Annotated in this window: 15 protein-coding genes and 3 tRNA genes; 8 read left to right on the forward strand and 10 right to left on the reverse strand. The window is 72.4% G+C overall.

Features of this window, described 5'->3' with window-relative positions; all coding sequences use genetic code 11:
• Position 1 precedes the first annotated feature (1 nt).
• The 6 genes from purF to purS form a co-directional block, all read right to left on the reverse strand.
• Positions 2-1,531, reverse strand: coding sequence for an amidophosphoribosyltransferase (gene purF / locus ABZV94_RS25920; protein WP_356344210.1), 1,530 nt, complete (start codon positions 1,529-1,531; stop codon positions 2-4).
• A gap of 201 nt (positions 1,532-1,732) precedes the next feature.
• The gene (locus ABZV94_RS25925) at positions 1,733-2,167 is read right to left on the reverse strand and encodes an META domain-containing protein (protein WP_356344212.1); all 435 of its coding nucleotides are present in this window, start codon (positions 2,165-2,167) and stop codon (positions 1,733-1,735) included.
• Positions 2,168-2,267: 100 nt separating this feature from the next.
• The gene (locus ABZV94_RS25930; RefSeq protein ID WP_356344214.1) at positions 2,268-3,065 is read right to left on the reverse strand and encodes a sterol carrier family protein; all 798 of its coding nucleotides are present in this window, start codon (positions 3,063-3,065) and stop codon (positions 2,268-2,270) included.
• Positions 3,066-3,212: 147 nt separating this feature from the next.
• Complete coding sequence (gene purL / locus ABZV94_RS25935; protein WP_356344216.1) at positions 3,213-5,471, reverse strand: phosphoribosylformylglycinamidine synthase subunit PurL; 2,259 nt, start codon at positions 5,469-5,471, stop codon at positions 3,213-3,215.
• Positions 5,468-6,148, reverse strand: a complete 681-nt coding sequence (purQ, locus tag ABZV94_RS25940) for a phosphoribosylformylglycinamidine synthase subunit PurQ (protein WP_356344218.1) — start codon at positions 6,146-6,148, stop codon at positions 5,468-5,470. Before purQ ends, purL begins: the two co-directional genes overlap by 4 nt.
• The gene (gene purS / locus ABZV94_RS25945) at positions 6,145-6,408 is read right to left on the reverse strand and encodes a phosphoribosylformylglycinamidine synthase subunit PurS (protein ID WP_014673609.1); all 264 of its coding nucleotides are present in this window, start codon (positions 6,406-6,408) and stop codon (positions 6,145-6,147) included. Before purS ends, purQ begins: the two co-directional genes overlap by 4 nt.
• 310 nt (positions 6,409-6,718) lie before the next feature.
• On the opposite strand from purS, the gene ABZV94_RS25950 reads away from it, so the two are divergent.
• From ABZV94_RS25950 to ABZV94_RS25985, 8 genes are all read left to right on the forward strand, one after another.
• A complete protein-coding gene (locus ABZV94_RS25950; protein ID WP_014673610.1) occupies positions 6,719-7,036 on the forward strand; it encodes an Lsr2 family protein in 318 nt (105 codons plus the stop codon).
• Positions 7,037-7,203: 167 nt separating this feature from the next.
• Positions 7,204-7,275, forward strand: a tRNA-Gly gene (locus ABZV94_RS25955).
• Positions 7,276-7,355: 80 nt separating this feature from the next.
• A tRNA-Gly gene (locus ABZV94_RS25960) sits at positions 7,356-7,428 on the forward strand.
• A 129-nt stretch (positions 7,429-7,557) separates the two neighbouring features.
• Positions 7,558-8,496 carry an ABC transporter ATP-binding protein gene (locus ABZV94_RS25965; protein WP_356344220.1) on the forward strand — a complete coding sequence of 313 codons (939 nt, stop codon included), beginning with the start codon at positions 7,558-7,560 and terminating at the stop codon, positions 8,494-8,496.
• The gene (locus tag ABZV94_RS25970; protein ID WP_356344222.1) at positions 8,493-9,281 is read left to right on the forward strand and encodes an ABC transporter permease; all 789 of its coding nucleotides are present in this window, start codon (positions 8,493-8,495) and stop codon (positions 9,279-9,281) included. Before ABZV94_RS25965 ends, ABZV94_RS25970 begins: the two co-directional genes overlap by 4 nt.
• A 14-nt stretch (positions 9,282-9,295) precedes the next feature.
• Positions 9,296-10,558, forward strand: coding sequence for a histidine kinase (locus tag ABZV94_RS25975; protein ID WP_356344224.1), 1,263 nt, complete (start codon positions 9,296-9,298; stop codon positions 10,556-10,558).
• The gene (locus ABZV94_RS25980) at positions 10,555-11,169 is read left to right on the forward strand and encodes a response regulator transcription factor (protein ID WP_356344226.1); all 615 of its coding nucleotides are present in this window, start codon (positions 10,555-10,557) and stop codon (positions 11,167-11,169) included. Before ABZV94_RS25975 ends, ABZV94_RS25980 begins: the two co-directional genes overlap by 4 nt.
• Positions 11,170-11,192: 23 nt before the next feature.
• Positions 11,193-11,265 (forward strand) — tRNA-Gly (locus tag ABZV94_RS25985).
• Positions 11,266-11,310: 45 nt separating this feature from the next.
• On the opposite strand, the gene ABZV94_RS25990 is transcribed toward ABZV94_RS25985, so the two are convergent.
• From ABZV94_RS25990 to purD, 4 genes are all read right to left on the reverse strand, one after another.
• Entirely contained in the window at positions 11,311-12,210 is a 900-nt protein-coding gene (locus ABZV94_RS25990; protein ID WP_356344228.1) for a phosphoribosylaminoimidazolesuccinocarboxamide synthase, read from the reverse strand.
• 104 nt (positions 12,211-12,314) lie between these two features.
• Positions 12,315-13,814 carry a N,N-dimethylformamidase beta subunit family domain-containing protein gene (locus tag ABZV94_RS25995; RefSeq protein ID WP_356344230.1) on the reverse strand — a complete coding sequence of 500 codons (1,500 nt, stop codon included), beginning with the start codon at positions 13,812-13,814 and terminating at the stop codon, positions 12,315-12,317.
• A gap of 254 nt (positions 13,815-14,068) precedes the next feature.
• The gene (locus ABZV94_RS26000; protein ID WP_356344232.1) at positions 14,069-16,078 is read right to left on the reverse strand and encodes a hypothetical protein; all 2,010 of its coding nucleotides are present in this window, start codon (positions 16,076-16,078) and stop codon (positions 14,069-14,071) included.
• Between the two features lie 308 nt (positions 16,079-16,386).
• Positions 16,387-17,652, reverse strand: a complete 1,266-nt coding sequence (gene purD / locus ABZV94_RS26005) for a phosphoribosylamine--glycine ligase (protein WP_356344234.1) — start codon at positions 17,650-17,652, stop codon at positions 16,387-16,389.
• Positions 17,653-17,919 lie beyond the last annotated feature (267 nt).

The raw sequence follows: 17,919 nt of genomic DNA on the forward strand, positions 1-17,919 counted from the left end.
CTTACGGGCGGCGGATCGCGTCGGTCGCCGCGGTCGCGGCCGGACCGGCCGCCAGCTCGGTCTCCAGCAGCTGCTTGCCGAGCAGCTCCGGGTCCGGCAGTTCCATCGGGTACTCGCCGTCGAAGCAGGCGCGGCACAGGTTCGGCTTGGCGATCGTGGTCGCCTCGATCATGCCGTCGATGGAGATGTAGGCGAGCGAGTCGGCGCCGAGCGAGGTGCCGATCTCCTCGATGGTCATGCCGTTGGCGATCAGCTCCGCGCGCGTGGCGAAGTCGATGCCGAAGAAGCAGGGCCACTTCACGGGCGGGGAGGAGATCCGGATGTGGACCTCGGCGGCGCCCGCCTCGCGGAGCATGCGGACCAGGGCCCGCTGGGTGTTGCCGCGCACGATCGAGTCGTCGACGACGACCAGGCGCTTGCCCTTGATGACTTCCTTCAGCGGGTTCAGCTTCAGCCGGATGCCCAGCTGGCGGATGGTCTGCGAGGGCTGGATGAACGTGCGGCCGACGTAGGCGTTCTTCACCAGGCCCGCGCCGAAGGGGATGCCGGAGGCCTCCGCGTAGCCGATGGCGGCCGGGGTGCCGGACTCCGGGGTCGCTATGACCAGATCGGCCTCGACGGGGGCTTCCTTGGCCAGTCGGCGGCCCATCTCCACGCGGGAGAGGTAGACGTTCCGGCCGGCGATGTCGGTGTCCGGGCGGGCCAGGTACACGTACTCGAAGACACAGCCCTTGGGCTTCGCTTCCGCGAATCGGGAGCTGCGCAGGCCGTTCTCGTCGATGGCGACGAACTCGCCCGGCTCGATCTCCCGGACGAAGCTGGCGCCGGTGATGTCCAGCGCGGCGGTCTCGGAGGCGACCACCCAGCCGCGCTCCAGCCGGCCGAGGACCAGGGGGCGGATGCCCTGCGGGTCGCGGGCGGCGTAGAGCGTGTGCTCGTCCATGAAGACGAGGGAGAAGGCGCCCTTGACCCGCGGGAGCACCGCGTGCGCGGCCTGCTCGATGGTCAGCGGCTTGCCGTCCTCGTCGACCTGGGCGGCCAGCAGGGCCGTCAGCAGGTCGGTGTCGTTGGTGGCCGCGACCCGGGTCGAACGGCTGTTGTTGTCGTTGGGCAGGTCGGCGACCATCTCGGCGAGCTGCGCCGTGTTGACCAGGTTGCCGTTGTGGCCGAGCGCGATCGAACCGTGCGCGGTGGCGCGGAACGTCGGCTGGGCGTTCTCCCACACGGAGGCACCGGTGGTCGAGTAGCGGGCGTGTCCGACCGCGATGTGACCCTGGAGCGAACCGAGCGAGGTCTCGTCGAAGACCTGGGAGACCAGGCCCATGTCCTTGAAGACGAGGATCTGGGAGCCGTTGCTGACCGCGATTCCCGCGGATTCCTGACCCCGGTGCTGGAGGGCGTAGAGCCCGAAGTACGTGAGCTTTGCGACCTCTTCACCCGGAGCCCAGACGCCGAAGACGCCGCAAGCGTCCTGGGGGCCCTTCTCGCCGGGAAGCAGATCGTGATTGAGTCGACCGTCACCACGTGGCACGCAACCGAGTGTAGGCGAGGTCGACCACTGGTCCGAATTGGGGATGCGCGCCCGTAACGGGCCGGGCGGTCTGGATCACCTTGGCGGATTCCGCGTTTTCCCTGGTCAGAGCGGCGCGTCAGCGGCCGGCGGGGGGTTTGGGCGTGCCGTACGGGCCGGTCACGGGCATCTTCGCCGTATTCGTGAGTGAGGTGTCGCACATCATCCCGGGGTGCTCCGGCTGAGGTGGACGCGGTCGCCGTCGCCGTCGGTGAGCGTCGCCTTCGCGGCGTCGGCCTTGGCGGTGAGCGTGCCGGTGGTGAGGATGCGCGCGAGGGCGCGTTCGAAGTCCATGCGCTCCTCACCGCAGGCCATCCTGGTGGTGCGCAGGTCCCCGAGGGTGATGCGGTCCCCGCGTACGGTGGCGCGGGCGCTGAAGTGGTTGCAGCCCAGGTTTCCGGCCGCCTTGCCGTCCTCGTCGATGCGGAGGCGGGCGGTGGCGGGCGCGTGCCGGGTGGTGGTGCCGACGGTGATGCCGTCGACCCGCCAGTCGATCCCGGTCACCGGCTGCTGGACGCTCACCGCTCCACTGTCCGCCTTCCCGCTCCCGCAGGCCACCGTGCACGGCAGAAGCACGGCGGCCACGGCCAGGGTCACGCGTCGCTTGTACCGGTTCATGCTGATTCGACGTACGCGGACGGGCCCGGGTTCCGGCCCGCCCGGGTTCCGGCCAGGACATGACCAGCCGGGGTTCCGGCTAGGACATGACGGGCAGCAGCCCGCCGATGTCCGCCCGCTCCCCGCTCGCGCTGACCCGGGCGGCGGCCAGCGCGTCCGCCCAGGCCGTACGGCCGGTGGCGAGCCGGATCCAGGTCAGCGGGTCGGTCTCCACGACGTTGGGCGGCGTGCCGCGGGTGTGCCGGGGACCCTCGACGCACTGGACGACCGCGTACGGCGGCACCCGCACCTCGGTGGAGCCGCCGGGAGCCTTCACGGCGAGGGCGTCGGCGAGCAGCCGGGTGGTGGCGGCCAGGGCCTGCCGGTCGTACAGCACCTCGAGGCCGGGGACGGCGGCGTTCAGGTCGTCGGTGTGGACGACGAGTTCGAGGGCGCGGGTGACGAGGTAGTCGTCCAGTGGGATGGCACCCGCGCTGGTGTCCAGCAGCCGGCTGCCGGGGTGCTCGTCCAGGAGGGCGCGCAGGCTCCGGTCGATGTCGGCGAGGTAGGCGCCGAGGTCCGGGTGGGCGGCGGTGAGACCCCGGGTGTAGTCGGCGATGGCACCGGCGCGCGACCCGGTGGAGAACGGCCACTCGGCCACGGTGACGGTCTGCCGGGGCGGGGCGGGCCGCTCCAGGGCCCGGTGGACGGCGGTGACCGCCATGCCGATGTGCGCGATCAGGTCCCGTACGGTCCAGGAGCCGAGCCCGGTGGGCAGGTCCAGCTGCTGGGGTTCGAGGCCGCGCAGGGCCTGCCGTACGCTGCCGAGCTGGGCGAGGACCGCGGCTCGGGTCTTGGCGGGGTCGTAGCTGCGGGGACGCTTCTTGGCCGGTGGCATGAGAGCGACCTTATGCCTGCCGGGGCGGGGTTTCAGCGGAGTTCCGCAAGCCGCTGCCGGTCTGGGCGGGCTCCGCCGTCGGACGGACCGCCCCCGCCCGGACCGCGTCCGGACGGGGGCGTCGTCGTACGGCCCGATCGGGCTCCGCTACGCCAGCAGCGCCGGGATCGTGCCCTCGTGGGCCTCGCGCAGCTCGGCGAGGGAGAGGGTGAACTCGCCCTGGACCTCCACCGTGTCACCGTCGACGACACCGATGCGGGTGGCCGGCAGGCCGCGCGCACCGCACATGTCGTTGAAGCGGACCTCCTCCGAGCGCGGCACGGCGACGATCGCGCGGCCGGCCGACTCGGAGAACAGGAAGGTGAAGGCGTCCAGGCCGTCGGGGACGACCAGACGCGCGCCCTTGCCGCCGAGCAGCGCGGACTCCACCACGGCCTGCACCAGACCGCCGTCGGACAGGTCGTGCGCGGAGTCGATCATGCCGTCGCGGGAGGCGGAGATCAGGATCTCGGCCAGCAGCCGCTCGCGCTCCAGGTCCACCTGCGGGGGCAGGCCGCCCAGGTGGTCGTGGATGACCTGGGACCAGGCCGAGCCGCCGAACTCCTCCCGGGTGTCGCCGAGGAGGTAGATCAGCTGGCCCTCCTCCTGGAAGGCGACCGGGGTGCGGCGGGCCACGTCGTCGATGACGCCGAGGACCGCGACCACCGGGGTCGGGTGGATGGCGGCCTCGCCGGTCTGGTTGTAGAGCGAGACGTTGCCGCCGGTCACCGGGGTGCCGAGCTGCTGGCAGGCGTCCGCGAGTCCGCGCACCGCCTCCGCGAACTGCCACATGACCGCCGGGTCCTCGGGCGAGCCGAAGTTCAGGCAGTCGGAGACGGCCAGCGGCTTGGCGCCGGTGGTCGCCACGTTCCGGTAGGCCTCGGCCAGGGCCAGCTGGGCGCCGGTGTACGGGTCGAGCTTGGCGTAGCGGCCGTTGCCGTCCGTCGCGATGGCGACGCCGAGACCGGTCTCCTCGTCCACGCGGATCATGCCGGAGTCCTCCGGCTGGGCGAGGACGGTGTTGCCCTGCACGAAGTGGTCGTACTGGGACGTGATCCACTTCTTGGAGGCCTGGTTCGGCGAGCCGACCAGCTTCAGCACCTGGGCCTTCAGCTCCTCGCCCGTCTCGGGGCGGGGCAGCTTGTTCGCGTCGTCGGCCTGGAGGGCGTCCTGCCAGTCGGGGCGCGCGTAGGGGCGCTCGTAGACCGGCCCCTCGTGCGCGACCGTGCGCGGGTTGACGTCGACGATCTTCTCGCCGTGCCAGAAGATCTCCAGCCGGTCGCCGTCGGTGACCTCACCGATGACGGTGGCGATGACGTCCCACTTCTCGCAGATCTCCAGGAAGCGGTCGACCTTGTCCGGCTCCACGACGGCGCACATGCGCTCCTGCGACTCGCTCATGAGGATCTCCTCGGGCGAGAGCGTCGAGTCGCGCAGGGGTACGTCGTCCAGGGTGACGCGCATGCCGCCGGAGCCGTTGGAGGCCAGCTCGGAGGTGGCGCAGGACAGACCGGCCGCGCCGAGGTCCTGGATGCCGACGACGAGCTTCTCCTTGAACGCCTCCAGGGTGCACTCGATGAGCAGCTTCTCCTGGAAGGGGTCACCGACCTGCACGGCGGGCCGCTTCGAGGGCTTGGCGTCGTCGAAGGTCTCGCTCGCCAGGATCGACGCGCCGCCGATGCCGTCGCCGCCGGTCCGGGCGCCGTACAGGATGACCTTGTTGCCCGCGCCGGAGGCCTTCGCGAGGTGGATGTCCTCGTGCCGCATCACACCGATGGCACCGGCGTTGACCAGCGGGTTGCCCTGGTAGCAGGCGTCGAAGACGACCTCGCCGCCGATGTTGGGCAGGCCCAGGCAGTTGCCGTAGCCGCCGATGCCCGCGACCACGCCCGGCAGGACGCGCTTGGTGTCGGGGTGGTCGGCCGCGCCGAAGCGCAGCGGGTCCACGACCGCCACCGGCCGGGCGCCCATCGCGATGATGTCGCGGACGATGCCGCCGACCCCCGTGGCCGCGCCCTGGTAGGGCTCGACGTACGACGGGTGGTTGTGCGACTCGACCTTGAAGGTGACCGCGTAGCCCTGGCCGACGTCCACCACACCGGCGTTCTCGCCGATGCCGACGAGCAGCGCGTCGCTCTGCGGCGCCTTCTCGCCGAACTGGCGCAGGTGGACCTTGGAGGACTTGTACGAGCAGTGCTCGGACCACATGACCGAGTACATGGCGAGCTCGGCGCCGGTCGGGCGGCGGCCGAGGATCTCCACCACCCGCTCGTACTCGTCCTTCTTCAGGCCGAGTTCGGCCCAGGGCAGCTCGACGTCGGGGGTCGCGGCCGCGTGCTCGACCGTGTCCAGAGGCGTCCGGCTCATGCGTTGACCAGCTTCTTGAGGATCGAGGTGAAGAACGGGAGCCCGTCGGTACGGCCCGTACCGATCAGCGGCTCGACGGCGTGCTCGGGGTGCGGCATGAGGCCGACGACGTTCCCGGCCTCGTTGGTGATGCCGGCGATGTCCCGCAGCGAGCCGTTCGGGTTGAAGTCCAGGTAGCGGAAGGCGACGCGGCCCTCCGCCTCCAGCTTGTCGAGCGTGTACGCGTCGGCGACGTACCGGCCGTCCATGTTCTTCAGCGGGATGTGGATCTCCTGGCCGGCGCGGTAGTCGCTGGTCCAGGAGGTCTCCGCGTTCTCCACCCGCAGCTTCTGGTCGCGGCAGATGAAGTGGAGGTGGTCGTTGCCGAGCATCGCGCCCGGGAGCAGGTGGGCCTCGGTGAGGATCTGGAAGCCGTTGCAGATGCCGAGGACCGGCAGCCCGGCCTTCGCCTGCTCGACGAGCGGCTCCATCACCGGCGAGAAGCGGGCGATGGCACCGGCCCGCAGGTAGTCGCCGTAGGAGAAACCACCGCACAGCACGACGGCGTCGACCTGCTTGAGGTCCTTGTCCTTGTGCCAGAGGGCGACCGGTTCCGCCCCGGCGATACGGATCGCGCGCTGGGTGTCCCGGTCGTCCAGGCTGCCCGGGAAAGTGACGACGCCAATACGAGCGGTCACTTCGCCGCCTCCGCCACTTCATCGACCCGGACCGTGAAGTCCTCGATCACGGTGTTGGCGAGGAAGGATTCCGCGAGATCACGGATGCGGGCGAGCGCGGCCTCGTCGACCGGCCCGTCGACTTCCAGTTCGAAACGCTTTCCCTGACGGACGTCCGAGATCCCTTCGAAACCCAGGCGCGGCAGCGCACGCTGGACCGCCTGGCCCTGGGGGTCGAGGATCTCCGGCTTGAGCATGACGTCGACTACGACGCGTGCCACTGGCACTCCCGGTGTGTGGTGCTGAGCAGGTTCCTTCAGACTACCCGCACAAAATTTCTACGCGGGTAGAGTTGGAGGAAAGTACGTGAGGCGCATCACGATCGGGTGTCGAAGCCACACGCCCGCGAAAAGTTCTGGGAAAGTTCCACAGTCCGTCCGCCACACCTATTGCGCCCGGACACGCGGACGGATTTAGTCGGGCTTCACTTTGCATTGCCGGGCACTGTACAAATGAATTGGCAATAGCCGATACTCGGCACGTCGTCGGCGCTGAGCTGTAACGACGTGTTGCACGAAGGGACCGATATTCGTGGCGCAAAAGGTCGTGGTCACTCTCTTTGACGACATCGACGGCTCGGAAGCGGCGGAGACGATCGCCTTCGGACTCGACGGCAAGTCGTACGAGATCGACCTGAACGAAAGCAACGCCGAGAAACTCCGCAAGGCGCTCGCGCCCTACGTCGAGGCCGGCCGCAAGCGGTCGCGGTCCGGCAAGGCGTACAAGCAGACGGAGGTCGCCCCCGACCCGGCGGCCGTCCGCGCCTGGGCGCAGGCCAACAAGATGGACGTCCCCGCCCGTGGACGCATCCCGAAGAAGGTCTACGAGGCGTTCAGCGCCGCGCAGTAAGCCCGCGAAGGGGCGAGTCCTCAGGGCCCGTCAGAGGGCCCTGGGGGCCGTGCACTTGGGGCATACGGGGCCTTGGGGGGAACCGACTTGCGCTACCCCCCTGCTGATCAGCTAATGTCTGGGACACGCCGAGGGGCGAGGCCGACAGGCCGGATCCCGAGGACCGTGCGGGTGTAGTTCAGTAGTAGAACATCCCCCTTCCAGGGGGAAGGCGCAGTGTGCGATTCCTGTCACCCGCTCTGCACCGCCGACACGACCACGCTTGTGGATCAGGTAGGCTGGTGTTCGCACCGATCGGTGGGAGCCGATCGGGAGCAGTGCGGACGTAGCTCAGTTGGTAGAGCGCAACCTTGCCAAGGTTGAGGTCGCGAGTTCGAGCCTCGTCGTCCGCTCGGGAATGAGACCCCGGTCCACCGGACCGGGGTCTTTTCGTTCGTCCGGCGAGGCACCCTGACATTTGTCATGCCGAGCGGTGACACCGCGCACTGCCGGCCGGGGCACCCCGCCGGGACGCTGGTGTCATGGACATCAACGGACACGAGCACGTGATCGAGGTCACCGACCTCAGGCGTGTCTACGGGGGCGGGTTCGAGGCCGTGCGCGGAATCAGCTTCTCCGTGGCGCGCGGGGAGATCTTCGCCCTGCTGGGCACCAACGGAGCCGGGAAGACCTCCACGGTCGAACTGCTGGAAGGGCTCGCCGCGCCGGCCGGCGGCCGGGTCCGGGTACTCGGCCACGACCCCCACCGCGAGCGGGCCGCCGTACGCCCCCGCACCGGCGTCATGCTCCAGGAGGGCGGATTCCCGGCCGAGCTGACCGTCGCCGAGACCGCGCGGATGTGGGCGGGCTGCACGACCGGCGCCCGGCCGGAAGCGGACGTGCTGGACCTGGTCGGACTCGCGGGCAAGCGGGGCGTACGGGTCAAGCAGCTGTCCGGCGGCGAACGACGGCGCCTCGACCTGGCGCTCGCCCTGCTCGGCGACCCCGAGGTGCTCTTCCTCGACGAGCCGACGACCGGGCTGGACGCCGGGGGCCGCCGGGACACCTGGGCGCTGGTGCGCCGGCTGCGGGACGCCGGCACCACCGTGCTGCTCACCACGCACTACCTGGAGGAGGCCGAGGGCCTCGCCGACCGGCTCGCCATCCTGCACGAGGGCCGCATCGCCGCCTCCGGCACCCCGACCGAGGTCACCGCCGGCCGCCCCTCCCGGATGTCCTTCGAACTGCCCGACGGCTACTTCCCCGGCGACCTGCCGCCCCTGGCGGACCTCGGCGTCTGCGGGCACGAGTGCGACGGCCGGACCGTACGGCTGCGCACCCGCGCACTCCAGCGGACCGCCACCGCCGTCCTCGTCTGGGCCGAGCGGGCCGGTGTCGAACTGCGCGGCCTGGACGTGCGTTCGGCCTCGCTGGAGGAGGCGTTCCTCGGAATCGCCCGGGAAGAGCAGGCCGCGGCATGAACGGCGTCGCACGGAACACCCTCGCGCCCTCGGTACGGCGGCTGCGGGCGCTGGCGCGGGCCGAACTGGCCCTCCTCGGCCGCAACCGCGGGGTCGTCTTCACCGCGCTCGTGGTGCCGCTCGCGCTGCCGTTCAGCGTGCGCCCGGCCCTCGACCAACTGGACCTGGAGAAGCAGGGCATCAGCATCGGCGCGGCCATGCTCACGGCCGCGATCGGCTTCTCCCTCCTCTTCGCCGTGTACACCTCGCTCGTCAACGCCTACGTCGCCCGCCGCGAGGAACTCGTCCTCAAACGGCTGCGCACCGGCGAACTCACCGACCCCGAGATCCTCACCGGCACCGCCCTGCCCGCCCTGGGCCTCGGCCTCGCGCAGGCGGTGCTGCTGTGCGCCGGCTGCGCGGTCCTGCTGGACGCCGGGGCGCCCAGGGCGCCGTATCTGACCCTGCTGGGGCTGGCGGCCGGACTGGTGCTGGCCGCCGCGCTCGCCGCCCTCACCGCGTCCTTCACGCGGACCGTGGAGAGCGGCCAGGTCACCGCGTTGCCCCTGGTGTTCGTGTCGATGACCGGCTCCGGGATCATGTTCCCCACCGACGTCATGCCGGACAAGCTCGCCTCCGTCTGCGAGCTGCTTCCGCTGTCCCCCGCGATCCGTCTCGTCCGGGCGGGCTGGACCGGCGGGTCGAGCGCCTGCGAGACGCTCGGCACGCTGGCGACCGCGCTGGTCTGGACCGTGCTGGCGGTGTTTGCTGTACGGCGGTGGTTCCGGTGGGAGCCACGGCGCTGAGGGAGGGGGCGCACGTGGTGGGGCGGATACGGCGGTGGCAGCAGCGGCACTGGAGGGAGCGCAGCAAGGCGGAACGGGTCGAGCTGTACACGGTCGTCACCTGGTACGTCACGACCTGGTTCTTCTCGCTCGGCTGGCTGCTGCTGCCCCTCGTCGGCGGGCTCGGCAAACGGCCCCTGGCGGTCGTCCTCGGCGTCCTGCTCGTCCTCGTGGCCGCCTCGCAGTGCGTGGTCTCGAACCGGCTCACCGGGCCCGCGCTCGACCACTACCTGGGGCGCGCCCGGCTCGCGGCCGACGCCCACCGCGTTCCGGCCGTCCTCGTGACCCTGGCCCTGGCGCTGACCGTGGCCCTCTCGGCGCTCGACGCGGCCGGCCCGATGACGGTCCGGCCGGCCATCGGAGCCTCCCTGCTGCCGTTCGGGCTCCTGTACGGACTCACGGTCCCGGTACGGGTGTTCCTGCGCCGGTCGGCGATCATCGCGGCCGTGCTCACGGGGGCCGTGTGGCTCGCCGACCACGACACCGTCGGTCTGCTCGCGACCTTCCTGATGGTCGCCTTCCAGACGGTCTTCGCGCTGCTCGCCTGCCGCTGCGGCGCCTGGACGCTGGCCGTGCTGTGGGAGGCGGAACGCGCCCGTGAGGTGGAGGCCCGGCTCGCCGTCGCGGAGGAACGGCTGCGCTTCGGACGCGACCTGCACGACGTGCTGGGGCGGAACCTGTCCGTGATCTCCCTCAAGAGCGAACTGGCCGTGCAACTGGCCCGGCGGGGGCGGCCGGAGGCCGTGGAGCAGATGATCGAGGTGCAGCGCGTCGCGCAGGAGTCCCAGCGGGAGGTGCGGGCCGTCGTACGCGGCTACCGCGAGGCCGACCTCGGGGTGGAACTCGCCGGTGCGCAGGGCGTGCTGACGGCGGCCGGGATCGACTGCGAGGTCCGCGCGGAGACCGGCGGACTGCCCGCCGAGGTGCAGTCCGCGCTCGGCTGGGTGGTGCGCGAGGCCACCACCAACGTGCTGCGGCACGGGGACGCGGGCCGGTGTGCGCTGGCGCTCGCGGTACGAGAGAGGCGTGCGGTGCTGACCGTGGAGAACGACGGCGCCGCGGCGGCCGGCGATGGCGGCGGATCGGGACTGGCCGGGCTGCGGGAACGGCTGGCCGCCGTGGGCGGGACGTTGGAGGCCGGACTCGTCGGCGCCGAGCGGGACCGGTTCCGCTTGGTGGCGCAAGTGCCGCTGAGCACGGCGGAGTCCGTGACCCATGGGAGAGGAGTCACCTCATGAGCGGCACGGTACGGCTGTTGCTCGCCGACGACGAGCATCTGATCCGGGGGGCGTTGGCCGCCCTGCTCTCCCTGGAGGACGATCTGCTGGTCGTCGCGGAGGCGGCGAGCGGGCCCGAGGCGCTGGCGATGGCCCGGGCGCACCAGCCCGACGTCGCCGTGCTGGACCTCCAGATGCCGGGCGCCGACGGTGTGAAGGTCGCCACATCCCTGCGTGCCGAGCTGCCCGGCTGCCAGGTCCTGATCGTCACCGGGCACGGGCGGCCCGGGCATCTGAAACGGGCGCTCGCGGCCGGTGTGCGCGGGTTCGTCCCGAAGACCGTCAGCGCCCAGCGGCTCGCCGAGATCATCCGCACCGTGCACGCCGGAAACCGTTACGTCGACCCCGAGTTGGCCGCCGACGCGATCTCCGCCGGGGACTCCCCGCTGACCGCGCGGGAGGCCGAGGTGCTGGAGCTGGCCGCCGACGGGGCGCCGGTCGCGGAGATCGCCGAGCGGGCCGCGCTGTCCCCGGGGACCGTGCGGAACTACCTCTCCTCGGCGGTCACGAAGCTCGGTGCCGGGAACCGTCATGCGGCAGTGCGTCTCGCACGCGAGCGAGGTTGGGTATAGTTGCTCTCGCGCCACGGCGCAACGCGGACGTAGCTCAGTTGGTAGAGCGCAACCTTGCCAAGGTTGAGGTCGCGAGTTCGAGCCTCGTCGTCCGCTCGGGATGAGACCCCGGTCCACTGGACCGGGGTCTTTTTCATGCCCCTACGACCAGCTGGTGCCCGTCAGCCGCTCGTACGCCTCCACGTACTTCTGCCGGGTCGCCGCCACGACCTGCTCCGGCAGCGCCGGCGGCGGCTGCTCGCTCCTGCGGTCCCAGCCGGACTCCGGCGAGGTCAGCCAGTCCCGCACGTACTGCTTGTCGTACGACGGCTGGGCGCGGCCCGGCTGCCACTGGTCGGCGGGCCAGAAGCGGGAGGAGTCCGGGGTGAGGACCTCGTCGGCGAGGACGAGGGTGTCGCCGTCGAAGCCGAACTCGAACTTGGTGTCGGCCAGGATGATCCCCCGGTCCCGGGCGATGTCCCGGGCGCGCGAGTACACCGCGAGCGTGGCCTGGCGCAGCTGGGCGGCGGTCTCCGCGCCGACCTGGCGGGCCACCTCCTCGTAGGAGACGTTCTCGTCGTGCTCGCCGACCTCCGCCTTGGTGGCCGGGGTGAAGATCGGGGCGGGGAGTTCGGAGCCGTCCACGAGGCCTTCGGGGAGGGCGAGGCCGCAGACCGTGCGGGACTCCTGGTACTCGGCGAGGCCGGAGCCGGTGAGGTAGCCACGCGCCACGCACTCCACCGGGACCATCTTCAGGGACTTGCAGACCAGCGTGCGGCCCGCCCAGTCGGCAGGGGCGCCCTCGGGCACCTCGGTGCTGATGACGTGGTTCCTGGCGAGGTCGCGGAGCTGGTCGAACCACCACAGGGAGAGCTGGGTGAGGACGCGGCCCTTGTCGGGGATCTGTGTGGGCAGCACCCAGTCGTAGGCGGACATGCGGTCGCTGGCGACCATCACGAGGTCGCCCGCCTCGTTCTGGTACAGATCGCGCACCTTCCCGGTGTGCAGGTGCACCAGGCCCGGAACCTCGATCGGCTCGGGCTTTTCTACGAATCCGGACACGGTTCCTCCCCGTGGTTCTGTCCAATGCCTCGATTCTCCCGTATGGGGGTGATAGGGCGCGCCCGGGGGTGTGGGTCCGGGCGCCGGGGAGGGGCCGCGTGATGTCAGTCGCGTTTGCAGATGCGGTCCAGCAGATTCGCGGTGGCGCGCTGGATGCGGGTGTCCACGTGGCCCGGGCGGTCCAGGGCCGGCGACCAGGCGAAGGTGCCGGAGGCGAACACCCAGGCGCCGGAGGGGGCGCGGTAGAGCGACGTCTCCTGGTGGCGCAGGACGCCGTCGTTGTCGGTGTAGGGGGAGTGCGCCAGCAGGATGCGCTCGTCGTGCTCGGGCAGTGGGGTGCGCGGGAAGTAACGGTCCGCCTCGCCGGCGACCAGGCCCGCGATCTCGTCGCCCTCGTGCGCGCCGGTCGCCTCCCACAGCCAGTGGCCGGCGTTGCGGACGATCAGCGGGTGCGGCTCGGGGACCCGGCCCGCGTACTGGATGCCGACCAGCTGCTGCTCGGGCCGGTCGATCTCCCGCCACAGCGCCGGCCGGCCAGGGCCTTTGCGCTTGCGGCAGGTCAGCAGCCGGTCCGGGACGCCCGACGGGGACGGGCCCAGCTCCACCTGCCAGTACATGGTGTTGGCGGACAGGAAGACCAGCGAGGTGCCACGGTCGCGGGCGTCCTCCACGGCCCGGCGCATCGGCACCGACCAGTACTCGTCGTGCCCCGGGAAGACCAGCCCCCGGTAGCGGGTGGGGTCGATCCGGCCGGCGTGCAGGTCGCGGGCCTCGGCGTAGGCGAGGTCGTAGCCGTAGCGCTCGGCCCAGCGGATGAAGTCGTAGGCGTGGCCCACGTGCAGGGGCAGGCCCGCGCCGGCGTACGGACGGTCGAAGGAGACGGTGGTCGCGGCGTCGGCCTCTCCCAGCAGCCGGCCCTTCTCGTCCCAGGCGTGGTAGAGGCTGGCACCGGTGCGGCCGTCCTCCGGGTAGAGGTTGTACGCCTGCCAGGTGATGTCCGGCAGCAGCAGCAGGAGGTCGGCCGGGTGGTCGTCGCGGACCGTGAACGGCACGTGGGAGCGGTAGCCGTCGGCGGTGGTCAGGACGGCCACATAGGCGCCGATGCTCCAGTGGGAGGGCACCTGGAGGCGCCAGGACAGCCACCAGTGGTGGCAGGAGACCGTACGGTCGGCGGTCAGCGGCGAGGGCTGGACGATGCCCGAGAGGCGGGGACTTGTGGTGATCTTGGACGCGCCGTCGCCGCCGTAGTGGCCGATGCGGTAGATGTCCACGCTGAACTGCTGCGGCGGGTCGACCGTGATGTGGAAGTCGATCGCCTCGCCGGGCGCGACCGCGCCGATGGAGGTGAAGCCCTTGATCTGCCGGTGCACGTCGTCGGCGGAGCGGGGGCCGGACCCGGCCGTGCGGGGCGCCGGGACGCGGGCGCGGTCGCCGCCGGTGAGCTGCTGCGGGCTGGGGTCGACGTACCAGGGCACGACGTGGCCGGTGTCGTCGAAGTACGTCTCACTGCCGCGCAGCCAGGGCACCGGGCCCTGACCGAAGGGGTCCGTGACGGCATGCGCGAGTGCTCCGGACTCCCAGCGGCGGATGTGGTCCGAGGCCATGGTCGCTCCCCTCCCTCAGGCCCCCGTGCCTGTCTCGGTGGTGCTCGCTGTTCTCGCTGTGCTCGGTGTGCCCTGTGTGCTCGGCCGTGCTGTCGTATGTCGCGTGCCTTTGCCAAAGGCGTGGTCGGTCCCAGCACATCACATAACGCACGGGGACGGTCACTACTCGTTGCGAATTGACCTGAACTGGAAGTCACTTTTCCGGTACGGGCGTGCGGCGCGGGATGCCGGAACGAGTGGGGCGGGCTGCCGGGTCAGACGAGGCGTACGGGCTTCTCGGGGCGTATGCCGGACGCGGCCAGCCAGTCGCGCAGCGGGCCCGGGTCTCCCTCCTCGATCAGCGTGAGGACCTTGGGCCCCAGGTCGGCGGCGCGCTCACCGCCCAGCAGCAGGGACGGGCCGTCCAGCCAGTCCAGGGCGGGGACGGCACCGGCGGTGTCCACGGCCGCGCAGCACACCATCGCCGTGACGTGGTCGGCGAGCAGCTCGCGGGCGGTGCGCTGGGGCTGCAGCGGGAAGAGGGGCAGTCCGCAGGCGAAGTCGTCCCACGGGGCGCTCTCGGGACGCCGGCCCGCGCCGCTCCCGTCGGCTCCGGTGGCCTCCTCGCGGGCCAGCTCGGCACTGAGCCGGGCGGCGAGAGCGGCACTGCGCTCGGTGGTGGGGTCTTCTTCCTCCCCGAAGGGGAGCTGCGGCTGCGGCACGGGTTCCCCGGCGACGAGGGCATCGTCGACGGCGGAGGCATCGGCGGGGGCATCGGCGGGGGCGGGAGCACCGGATGCACCGGCAGCACCGGCTCCGGGAGCGTGAGCGCCTGCGGCGGACGTGCCCGTCGCATCGGTAACGGGTCCGTCGGCTACGGCGGCAGAGGGGCCGGGGGCGGGGGTGCCTGTCGTACCGGGGGCGGTGCCAGGCTCGTCGGCCCCGGCCCCGGCTTCGGCTTCGGCCTCGGAGGCAGAGGCGGCTCCGTCGGCTCCGTCGGCTCCGTCGGCGGTTGCCGTGAGGTGGTCCAGGACGCGGGCCAGGGTGGGGCCGCCGGGGTCGGGGGTGCGGGGGTCGAGGGAGGGGCGGACGCCCAGGGTGTCGAGGACGCGGTGCAGGCGGGCCGCGTCGGCGCGCCAGGTGCGGTCCACGACCTCCTCCGGGTACGCCTGCCAGTCCACCGGCGCCCAGGCGGGGCCGGACTCGGCCGGACCGCCGTGGAAGAGCCGGGCGGCGAGCAGGGAGGCGGCCTCGTCGACCGCGCCGGGCTCCTCCAGGAGGTCGCACGCGGGCCGCTCGCCGAGCCGGGAGGCGAAGCCCTCGGCGAGCCGGTCCCGGCGGGACAGCTCGGTGAGCGCCGCCACCACCCCCGCGTCCAGCCGGGACGGCCACCGCCCCATGCGCCAGGCCGGCAGCGCCACTCTCGTCAGCAGCCGGTCCCAGCCGGCGTACGCGAGCCCGACCTGCTCCTGGGCGACGATCCGCAGGCCGTAGTCCACCGCCTGGGCGCGCTCGGCCGCCGCCGCCGCCACCCCGCGCTCCATCTGGGTCGCGTGCTCCCGGCAGCCGCGCAGCAGCAGACGGGCCACCCAGCCGAGGGCGGCGCACGCCCCGCGGGTCAGCGGGCCGCGGCCCCCGGTCGAGGCGACGGCCACGGCCGCGTCCAGACCGCGCACAAAGCGCCGGGCGGCGGCTATGTCGGGGTGCGCCGAGGGGCCCGTACCGGCGATGACCGGGGCGAGGACCGCGCGGAGTTCGCCGACCCGCATCCACCACAGGAACGGGGAGCCGATGACGAGGACCGGCGCGGCCGGGGTCCGGCGGCGGCCGGGGTCCGCTATCTCGTCGGGCGCCGGACGCGGGGGCGGCCCGTGGGCCGAATGGGCCCGGTCCTCCAGCCAGCTGTCGCAGTCCGGCGTGAGCGCTATGGCCGAGGGCACCGGCACGTCCAGGCGGTCGGCGAGGTCGCGCACCATCCGGTACAGGTCCGGGGCGGACCCCTCCGGGATCGGCACCGTGGGACTCATGGCGGGACGGGCCCGGGCCACGACCACCGCGATACCGGCCGCGGCGAGCAGCACCAGCACCGCGAGCACGCCGACGGCCCACCGGGCGGCGTCCCAGCCCGGGCCGACGAGGTGGCCGGTGGAGGCACCGGTCAGCAGGATCACCTCGGCGCCCGCGGGCAGGAGGGCCACGGCCAGCGCCCGGCCCCGGACCCGCAGGACGGCGAGGGCCCGGGAGCGCGCGGCCTGCGCGCCCGCCTCCACACCGATTCCGGTCACGTGCCGATCTCGCCCCCTCCCTGGCGATCGCGTGCTGCCCTGGTCTTGCTCACTCCCCCACTGTGGCACCCGCCACTGACATCGCAATGCCGGTGGGCCAAGTGCCGGAACGCATGCGCGGCACCCTAGTTGGGGCCCCGGCCCCCGTCAGCCATATGGGCGATTGCTCACTCGATGGAATGGCTTTGGTCAGAGCTGGGTGACAGACAGCAAAGATCAGGCCCCGGATCGTCTCCGGGGCCTGAGGGGGTGAGAGGGGCGGTGCGGGAGCCGGTACGGCACCTGGGAGGGAGCCGTACCGGCCCTGGTCACGCCTGCGGCTGCGCCGCCCGTGCCGCCTTCGCCGCGATGTCGGTGCGGTGCTGCGAGCCGTCGAGCCGGATCCGGCCCACCGCCCGGTACGCCCGCTCCCGCGCCTCGGTCAGGTCCTTGCCGGTGGCCGTGACGGACAGCACGCGTCCGCCCGCGCTGACGACCGCGTCGCCGTCCCGCTTCGTACCGGCGTGCAGCACGTACGCGTGCGGGGCGTCCTCGGCGGCCACCTCGTCCAGGCCGGTGATCGGGTCCCCGGTGCGCGGGGTGCCCGGGTAGTTGTGCGAGGCGACGACGACGGTGACGGCCGCGTCCTCGCTCCAGCGCAGCGGCGGGAGGTCGGCGAGGTTGCCGGTGGCGGCGGCCATCAGGACACCGGCCAGCGGGGTCCGCAGCCGGGCCAGCACGACCTGGGTCTCCGGGTCGCCGAAGCGGGCGTTGAACTCGATGACCCGGACCCCGCGCGAGGTGATCGCGAGGCCGGCGTAGAGCAGGCCGGAGAACGGCGTGCCCCGCCGGCGCATCTCGTCCACGGTCGGCTGGAGCACCGTCTCCAGCACCTCGTCGACCAGCTTGGGGTCGGCCCACGGCAGCGGCGAGTAGGCGCCCATGCCACCCGTGTTCGGGCCCTCGTCGCCGTCCAGGGCGCGCTTGAAGTCCTGGGCGGGCTGGAGCGGGACGACCGTCTCGCCGTCGGTGACGGCGAACAGGGACACCTCGGGGCCGTCGAGGAACTCCTCGATCACCACGCGGTCGCATCCGGCGGCGTGCGCCCTCGCGGCCTCGATGTCGGAGGTGACGACGACGCCCTTGCCGGCGGCGAGACCGTCGTCCTTGACGACGTAGGGGGCGCCGAAGGCGTCCAGGGCCTCGGCGACCTCCTCGGCGGTGGTGCAGACGTAGGAGCGGGCGGTCGGCACGCCGGCCGCCGCCATGACGTCCTTGGCGAAGGCCTTGGACCCCTCCAGCTGCGCGGCCTCCCCCGAGGGGCCGAAGACCGGGATGCCCGCCGCGCGGACGGCGTCGGCGACGCCGGCGACCAGCGGGGCCTCCGGGCCGACGACGACCAGTTCGGCACCGAGCCCGGTGGCCAGCGCGGCCACCGCGGCGCCGTCGAGCGCGTCGACCTGGTGCAGCTCGGCGACCTCGGCGATGCCGGCGTTGCCGGGGGCGCAGTGCAGCGCGGTGACGTCGGGGTCGAGGGACAGGGAGCGGCACAGGGCGTGTTCGCGGGCGCCGCTGCCGATGACGAGGACCTTCACGAGGGTCAGCCTAATGGCAAGGTCGCCGAAGGCCGGGCGCCGGGTTTGTTGGACTTTCCTCCAAGGCGGGCCGTCCCCGTGCCACGGCGCCCCTCACTCGTTGGAGAACTCCTCCACCACCGTCGCCCCCAGCTCCCGCACGATCAGCTCGTGGCCGGAGAGCGCCGACTCGTCGAGATCCGGGTCGTCGTCCTCCGGGACGTCGTCCTCCGGGGAGACGGGCGGCGGCTCGGGCGCGGCGGCCGGCCGGGGTGCCGGGGCGGGCGC

It is taken from the genome of Streptomyces sp. NPDC004658 (genome assembly GCF_040609555.1).
GTDB lineage: Bacteria > Actinomycetota > Actinomycetes > Streptomycetales > Streptomycetaceae > Streptomyces.

Bases quoted from the DNA above. Each gene is read 5' to 3' on its own strand.
- purL (WP_356344216.1), bottom strand. From the start codon at position 5,471: ATGAGCCGGACGCCTCTGGACACGGTCGAGCACGCGGCCGCGACCCCC.
- ABZV94_RS25970 (WP_356344222.1), top strand. From the start codon at position 8,493: ATGAACGGCGTCGCACGGAACACCCTCGCGCCCTCGGTACGGCGGCTG.
- ABZV94_RS25980 (WP_356344226.1), top strand. From the start codon at position 10,555: ATGAGCGGCACGGTACGGCTGTTGCTCGCCGACGACGAGCATCTGATC.
- ABZV94_RS25995 (WP_356344230.1), bottom strand. From the start codon at position 13,814: ATGGCCTCGGACCACATCCGCCGCTGGGAGTCCGGAGCACTCGCGCAT.
- ABZV94_RS25965 (WP_356344220.1), top strand. From the start codon at position 7,558: ATGGACATCAACGGACACGAGCACGTGATCGAGGTCACCGACCTCAGG.
- ABZV94_RS25930 (WP_356344214.1), bottom strand. From the start codon at position 3,065: ATGCCACCGGCCAAGAAGCGTCCCCGCAGCTACGACCCCGCCAAGACC.